General features: G+C 66.4%; 6 protein-coding genes and 1 pseudogene. 6 read left to right on the top strand and 1 reads right to left on the bottom strand.

Annotated elements, in window-relative coordinates; all coding sequences use genetic code 11:
• A pseudogene (locus tag AC5JJ6_RS33325) lies at positions 1–390 on the top strand (hypothetical protein); the annotation flags it as partial.
• Complete coding sequence (locus AC5JJ6_RS33330; RefSeq protein ID WP_496046157.1) at positions 390–581, top strand: DUF1289 domain-containing protein; 192 nt, start codon at positions 390–392, stop codon at positions 579–581. The pseudogene AC5JJ6_RS33325 and the gene AC5JJ6_RS33330, both read left to right, overlap by 1 nt.
• A gap of 169 nt (positions 582–750) precedes the next feature.
• On the opposite strand, the gene ubiG is transcribed toward AC5JJ6_RS33330, so the two are convergent.
• Positions 751–1,551, bottom strand: coding sequence for a bifunctional 2-polyprenyl-6-hydroxyphenol methylase/3-demethylubiquinol 3-O-methyltransferase UbiG (gene ubiG, locus AC5JJ6_RS33335; protein WP_496046158.1), 801 nt, complete (start codon positions 1,549–1,551; stop codon positions 751–753).
• Positions 1,552–1,802: 251 nt separating this feature from the next.
• On the opposite strand from ubiG, the gene AC5JJ6_RS33340 reads away from it, so the two are divergent.
• The 4 genes from AC5JJ6_RS33340 to AC5JJ6_RS33355 all read left to right on the top strand — a co-directional run.
• Positions 1,803–3,038 (top strand): aspartate kinase, encoded by a 1,236-nt coding sequence (locus AC5JJ6_RS33340; RefSeq protein WP_496046159.1) that lies wholly within the window; start codon positions 1,803–1,805, stop codon positions 3,036–3,038.
• Between the two features lie 81 nt (positions 3,039–3,119).
• Positions 3,120–4,223: an NAD(P)H-dependent flavin oxidoreductase gene (locus AC5JJ6_RS33345; protein WP_496046160.1), complete on the top strand. Its 1,104-nt coding sequence runs from the start codon at positions 3,120–3,122 to the stop codon at positions 4,221–4,223.
• Between the two features lie 99 nt (positions 4,224–4,322).
• Positions 4,323–6,575, top strand: a complete 2,253-nt coding sequence (gene ptsP / locus AC5JJ6_RS33350) for a phosphoenolpyruvate--protein phosphotransferase (protein ID WP_496046162.1) — start codon at positions 4,323–4,325, stop codon at positions 6,573–6,575.
• Between the two features lie 115 nt (positions 6,576–6,690).
• Positions 6,691–7,432 (top strand): helix-turn-helix domain-containing protein (locus AC5JJ6_RS33355; protein ID WP_496046161.1); only part of this gene is annotated, 742 nt, incomplete at its 3' end.

The following is a 7,432-nucleotide window of genomic DNA, read 5'->3' on the forward strand; positions in this document are numbered from 1 at the left end:
CGCGAAGCGATGGGGCGCAACTGGGTCCATGTGGCGCTGGGATTGGCCTGGGGCGCCCTGGTGCTCAACATCGCGCCGGACTTCTTCTGGTGGCTGGTGCCGGTGATCACCGGGCTGGTCCTGTCGGTCGCCTTGACGGTCTGGACCAGCCGGACCGATGTCGGCCAGTGGGCGCGGCGCGCCGGGCTGTTCCTGACGCCGGAGGAAACCGACCCGCCGCGCGAGTTGCGCCGGCTGGCCGCCGCCGAGGCCGATCCTCCGGCACCTGCCGACCCCGCCGGTCTGGTCCGGGTGCCGCCGACCCGCCCCAGCGCCATCATGGAGCAAAGCCTGTCCACCTGGGCGCCTCCAGGGGGCATAGCTCCCGAGCGCCATGGTGTCGCTCACTGATGGGGAAGTTGAAGACGAAGAACCCCTGCATCGACATCTGCAAATACGATTCGGACAAGGTGTGCAAGGGCTGCGGCCGGACCAGGACCGAGGTCAAGGACTGGAAGTCGTTCTCCGATGAGAAGAAGGACGCGATCAATCGCCGCGTCCGGGAGAGCCATGGCAAGGAATTGAAGAAAAAGAAGAAATAGCAAGTCGTGGCGGCGGCTGCTCCTTGGCTTCAAGGTTTCATCTGCCGCCGCGCATGCATCGGCTGCTTTCTTCGCCCGGACTCCGCGCGCTAACGCGGCCGGAGGCCGCGTCTACGAGGTTCATCGCTCCAGAACGCCATATGCGCCAACAAAACCAACATCTTCGCCCTCATGCCTCCGTGCTGGCCCAGAGCATGTAGTTGGTGTCCAGGTCGCGGCGGTTGAGGGAGAACTCGTCGCGCAAAGGGTTGTAGGTGACGCCGGTCACGTCCCGGACCGCGACGCCGTGGGGACGGAGCCCGGCGGCAAGCTCCGACGGCTTGAGGAACTTGCGCCAGTCGTGGGTGCCCCTGGGAAGCCAGCGCAGCACGTATTCGGCCCCGACGATGGCCAGCGCGAAGGCCTTGGGCGTGCGGTTGATGGTCGCAAGGAACAGCATGCCGCCGGGTTCGAGCAATCCGCAGAGCGACTTGAGGAACAGCGGCACGTCGGCGACGTGCTCGACCACTTCCAGCGCCAGCACCACGTCGAACTTCTCGCCGGATGCGGCCAGCGCTTCCGCCGTGGTGGCGCGGTAATCGACGGTGACGCCCGACTCGGCGGCGTGCAGGCTCGCCACCTTGATGTTGCGCTCGGCGGCGTCGATGCCGACGACTTCGGCCCCGAGGCGCGCCAGCGGTTCCGCCAGCAGGCCGCCGCCGCAGCCGATATCGACGATGCGGAGGCCTTGCAGGGGCAGCACGCCCGCCGGGTCGCGGCCGAAACGGGCACAGACGGCATCGCGGATATAGCCGATGCGGATCGGATTGTACTTGTGCAGCGGCTTGAACTTGCCGCGCGGATCCCACCATTCCGCCGCGATGGCGCTGAAGCGGGCGATCTCTCCGGCGTCCACCGTGGTACCGGCCAGAACGGTTTTTCCGGTGGCTGTGGAAGGGGAAGCGCTGGAGGCGGTACGGGTGGCAGACATGGGTATGTTCCTGGATGCGGCTCGGTGCCGGATGCGACCGGTGGTCAGTCGGGGCAAGCTTGCTTCGCTTCCCCCGAGATAGTATGGATACCCCGCCTTGCTCCGGCAATGGAACCGCCTGTTCACCGGTCCCCGATCAAAAATGATCCCGGGGCCTATCCGGCTTGGTAGAGCAAGGCGGATCGATCGGGTGGCGAAAGTACCGGTCAGGGCGGGGCGACGGTTTCAGAGTTAAGGGCGGCTATACGGCAATGGCGCGGATCGTACTCAAATTCGGCGGCACATCGGTCGGCGACATCGACCGCATCAAGAATGTGGCGCGCAAGGTCAAGGTGGAAGTCGATGCCGGCCATCAGGTCGCCGTCGTCGTGTCGGCCATGTCCGGCGTCACCAACAAGCTGGTGGAATATTGCGCCGGCATCAGCCCGCTGCACGATGCGCGGGAATACGATGCCGTCGTTGCCTCCGGCGAGCAGGTGACCAGCGGCCTGACCGCCCTTGCCCTGCAGGAACTAGGCATCACCGCCCGCTCCTGGCAGGGCTGGCAGATCCCGATCCGCACCGACGACGTCCACGCCAAGGCGCGCATCGGCACCATCGAGACGGAAGAACTCGAGCGCCGCCTGTCCTCGGGCGAAGTCGCCGTCGTCGCCGGCTTCCAGGGCCTGTCGCCGAACGGCCGGATCACGACGCTGGGCCGCGGCGGTTCCGACACCTCGGCGGTGGCGCTGGCCGCCGCGATCAAGGCCGACCGCTGCGATATCTATACGGACGTCGACGGCGTCTACACGACCGATCCCCGGATCGTGTCGAAGGCGCGCAAACTGTCCAAGATCACTTATGAAGAAATGCTGGAAATGGCGTCGCTGGGCGCCAAGGTCCTGCAAACCCGCTCCGTCGAGATGGCCATGAAGCATGGCGTCCGGGTGCAGGTGCTTTCCAGTTTTGACAAGGCGTCCGGCAGCGACCTGCCCGGAACTCTGGTTGTGGACGAGGACGAAATCGTGGAACAGGAACTGGTCAGCGGCATCGCCTATAGCCGAGACGAAGCGAAGATCACCCTTGTCGGCGTCGCCGACCGGCCCGGCGTCGCCGCCGGCCTGTTCGGTCCGCTGGCCGACGCGTCGGTCAACGTCGACATGATCGTGCAGAACGTGTCCGAGGACGGCGCCAGCACCGACATCACCTTCACCGTGTCGAAGGGCGACCTGGAACGGGCGCGCGGCGTGCTGGAAGCCTCCAAGGAAGAGTTGCAGTACCGTCGCCTGCTGGCTGACAGCAATGTCGTCAAGGTGTCGGTGATCGGCGTCGGCATGCGCAGCCATGCCGGCGTCGCCCAGCGCATGTTCAAGACGCTGGCGGACAAGGGCATCAACATCCAGGTCATCTCGACGTCGGAGATCAAGGTCAGCGTCCTGATCGCCGAGGAATACACCGAACTGGCCCTGCGCGCTCTCCACACCGCCTACGGCCTGGACGCCGCCTGACCGGCGCCTCGGGCGCGCCGGCGGCAGGCTTCGCCTGATGATAGAGAGCGCAACGATGGTGAACCCAGGGATGGCCCGGCCATGACGGTAGCCGAAGACCAGACACGGGATGCGCGCGTCCGGCTCGACCGGCTGTGGAGCAGGGGACGCGCGTTCCTGGGCACCGAGTTCGCCATCATGGGCGGCGCCATGACCTGGGTGTCGGAGCGCAATCTTGTCGCCGCCATTTCCAACGGCGGCGGCTTCGGCGTGCTGGCTTCCGGCTCCATGTCGCCGGACCAGCTCGACGCCGAGATCGCCGGCACCAGGGAACGCACGTCCAAGCCCTTCGGCGTCAACCTGATTACGATGCACCCGCGCCTGGACGACCTGATCGGCGTCTGTGCGGAACGCGGGGTTAGCCATGTCGTCCTGGCCGGCGGGCTGCCGCCTTCCGCCGTCATCCGGCGGGTCCGGGAAACGGGCGCCAAGGTCGTCTGCTTCGCACCGACGGCGGCGACCGCCCGCAAGCTGGTGAAGAGCGGCGCCGATGCCATCATGATCGAGGGGATGGAAGCCGGCGGCCATATCGGGCCGGTCTCCACATCGGTCCTGGCACAGGAAATCCTGCCGGTGGTGTCCGATGTCCCGGTCTTCGTAGCCGGCGGGATCGGCCGGGGCGAGGCGATCCTGTCCTACCTGGAGATGGGCGCTTCCGGTGTTCAGCTCGGCACCCGCTTCGTCTGCGCCACCGAATCGATCGCCCATGCGCGCTACAAGCAGGCCTTCATCAATGCGGCGGCGCGCGACGCGATCCCGTCCGTCCAGATCGATCCGCGCTTTCCGGTGATTCCCGTGCGGGCGCTGACCAACGAGGGCACCCGCCGCTTCATGGACTTCCAGCGCACCGTGATCGACCGGTTCACGCGCGGCGAGGTCGGCCAGAAGGAAGCCCAGCTCGAGATCGAGCACTATTGGGCCGGCGCCCTGCGCCGCGCCGTGATCGAGGGCGATATCGAGAACGGTTCGCTGATGGCGGGCCAGAGCGTCGGCATGGTCACCCGCGAACAACCGACTGCGGAGATCCTGAACGATCTGGTCGATCAGGCGGTCCACGCGCTGGCATTGCGAAGCGGCCTTATTGGCAAAGCCTATGGCGACGAACCGGCCTATGGTTCCAAAATCGCGTCCGGAGCCGTGGAGTAGATGAATGACGCTCCGGGGCGCGACACCCCGGCGCGGGATGCACCGGGTTCGGACCATGCCATGGACATGAAGGATTACGAGATAGAACAGGGAGCGGCCATGCCCGGCATTACGTCCAGACGCCTTCTGGCAAGGCTGCGCGACGTCATGGCAGGGTCGGGTACCGCCCAGCACCGCCTTGACAAGATCGTCACGCTGATCGGCGCGGAGATGGGCGCCGACGTCTGCTCCTGCTACGTCATGCGCGCGGGCGACATCCTGGAGCTGTTCGCCACCGTCGGCCTCAATCAGTCGGCTGTCCACAAGACGCGCCTGCGGGTGGGCGAAGGCTTGGTCGGCGACATCGCGGCCCATGCCCGGCCGGTAGCGCTCGCCAATGCGCCGTCTCACCCCAACTTCGCCTACCGGCCCGAAACCGGCGAGGAGGCTTTCCTGTCGCTGATGGGCGTGCCGATCCTGCGCGGCGGCCGGGTACGCGGCGTGCTGGTGATCCAGCACAAGGACAAGCGCGTCTATTTCGAGGAGGAGGTCGAAACCCTCCAGACCATCGCCATGGTGGTGGCGGAACTGACCGCCGGCGGCGAACTGGTCAGCGCCCAGGAGATTTCCTCCGTCGCGGATGCCGCCCTGCTGCCGACCCGGCTGGACGGCGTCAGCCTCAACCGGGGCCTCGCGATGGGCTTGGCGGTGCTGCACCGTCCCCAGCTCACCATCCGCCAGATGGTCGCCGAGGACCCGGAGCACGAGATCGAGCGCTTCCGGCAGGCGCTGGAGGTGATGCACACCGCGATCGACGACCTGCTGCGGGTATCGAGCGTAGAGGGCGGCGAGCACCATGACATCCTGGAGACCTACCGGATGTTCGCCGAGGACCGCGGCTGGCTGTCGCGCATCCGGGAAGCGATCAAGAACGGCTTGACGGCGGAAGCGGCGGTGCAGCGGGTCCAGAACGATACGCGCGCCCGCATGAGCCAGCTGCACGACCCCTATATCCGGGAAAAGCTGCTCGACCTGGACGACCTGACCAACCGGCTGCTCCAGCATCTCGCCGGCAAGGAGTTGCAGGCGGCGGCCTCCCTGCCGGACGACGTGATCCTGGTGGCACGCTCGATGGGACCGGCGGAACTGCTGGACTACGACCGGCGGCGGCTGCGGGCGCTGGTGCTGGAGGAAGGCTCCGCCTCCAGCCATGTCGCGATCGTCGCCCGCGCGCTCGACATCCCCGTGGTCGGGCAGTGCATCGACGTGCTGACCCGGATCGAACCGCTCGACCAGCTCATCGTCGACGGCGACAACGCCCAGGTGCTGGTCCGCCCGGCCGAGGATGTCCAGGACGCCTTCCACAACAGCATGACGATGCGCGCCCAGCGCAAACGCCTGTATGCCGAGATCATCGACGAGCCGGCCGTGTCGCAGGACGGTGTCGCGATGTCGATCAACCTGAACTGCGGCCTTCTGATCGACCTCCAGCATTTGAGCGATACCGGAGCCGACGGGGTCGGCCTGTACCGGACCGAGATCCCGTTCATGATCCGGCCGGCCTATCCGGACGTCGAGGCCCAGACCGAGCTTTACAGCAGGGTGCTGGAGCTTTCCGGCGACCGGCCGATCGTGTTCCGCACCCTGGACGTCGGCGGCGACAAGAGCCTGCCGTACTTCGCCCATCAGGAACAGGAGAACCCGGCGCTCGGCTGGCGCGCGATCCGGATCGGCCTGGACCGCCCGGCGATGCTGCGCAAGCAGTTGCGGGCGCTGCTGCGGGCATCCGCCGGGCGCGACTTGCGCGTCATGTTCCCCATGATCGCGGAATGCGCAGAGTTCGAAGCGGCTCGCGCCATCCTCGACCTCGAGATCGAGCGTCTGGCGAGAAGCGGCGCTCCGCAGCCGAGGCGCGTGCTGGTCGGGGCCATGCTGGAGGTGCCGTCGCTGATCTGGCACCTGCCGGCGCTTCTGCCGCGCCTGGACTTCATCTCCGTCGGGTCGAACGACCTGATGCAGTACATGTTCGCCGCCGACCGGGGCAACCCCCGGATCAACAACCGTTACGACCCGCTGTCGCCGCCCATGCTGAACATGTTCCGCCATCTGGTCGGGCTGTGCGATGCGGCCGGGGTGCCGCTGAGCGTGTGCGGCGAGATGGCGGGCCGTCCCCTGGACGCCATGGCGCTGATCGGAATCGGACTTCGTAGCCTGTCCATGTCTCCACCGGCGGTCGGTCCCGTCAAGTCGATGCTGCGCAGTTTGAACGTATCTGGCTTGAGCGACTATATAGAAACGTTGTATCCGGTCAGGGATCACAGCTTGCGCGAAAAATTGCGCGCTTTTGCCCTGGATCATGGAGTCATGATCTAATTCGTTGCATTCCGCGATGAAAGTTTGTTACAACTTCAGCGACAGTGGCGGAGCGTTTTATCTGGCTTTCTCCGCTTTCTGAACATGAATTCGCTGCGCAACGACGGCTGATGGTATGGGCGACACCAGAGGAAGGAATTTCCACATCGGCGACGCAGCACGCGGCGGCAGCGACCCGGCAGGCGGCGGACTCGCGGCAAACCCTTCCGGCGGTTCCGGCGTGAGAGGTCCTGGCGTCAGCGACATGCTCCGCAGCCGGCGGATGTCTCTCGGCTACGAGCTGAGCGAGATCGCCGTGGCCCTCCGCATCCGTCTGGCCTATCTGGAAGCGATCGAGCAAGGCCGCTTCGGCGATCTTCCCGGCGCCACTTATGCCACCGGTTTTCTCCGCACCTATGCCGAGCATCTGGGGCTCGATCCCCAGCTCGTGCTGCGCCGATTCAAGGAGGAAACCTCCGGCGGACTGACGCCCAAGCCGGAGCTTTACCTGCCCAAGCCGGCGCCGGAAAGCCGCATTCCCGGAGGAGCGCTGCTGCTGCTCGCCGTGGTGCTGGCGGGCTCCGCCTATGGCGGCTGGTACTACATGAATTCGACAGGCCGCGAACTGGTCGATTTCGTCCCGGAACTGCCGGAACGGCTGGCCACGGCGCTGAACATCGCGCCGGCCGCACCGGCTCCGGGACTGGTCGTTCCGGTAACGCCCGCCGAACAGCCACCGGCGGTTGCTCCGCCGGCGCCTTCGGTTTCAGCCGCTCCTCCGGTCCAGTCTCCGGCGGCACAGCTTCCGGCGGCACAGTTTCCAGCGACGCCTTCTTCCCCGGCGCCCACGGGATCGCCCGCAACGAAACAGCCTCCGG

It is taken from the genome of Skermanella sp. (assembly GCF_059503625.1).

Excerpts from the sequence above, each read along its gene's own strand:
- AC5JJ6_RS33330 (WP_496046157.1), top strand. The coding sequence starts at position 390 with ATGGGGAAGTTGAAGACGAAGAACCCCTGCATCGACATCTGCAAATAC.
- ubiG (WP_496046158.1), bottom strand. The coding sequence starts at position 1,551 with ATGTCTGCCACCCGTACCGCCTCCAGCGCTTCCCCTTCCACAGCCACC.
- AC5JJ6_RS33340 (WP_496046159.1), top strand. The coding sequence starts at position 1,803 with ATGGCGCGGATCGTACTCAAATTCGGCGGCACATCGGTCGGCGACATC.
- AC5JJ6_RS33345 (WP_496046160.1), top strand. The coding sequence starts at position 3,120 with ATGACGGTAGCCGAAGACCAGACACGGGATGCGCGCGTCCGGCTCGAC.
- ptsP (WP_496046162.1), top strand. The coding sequence starts at position 4,323 with ATGCCCGGCATTACGTCCAGACGCCTTCTGGCAAGGCTGCGCGACGTC.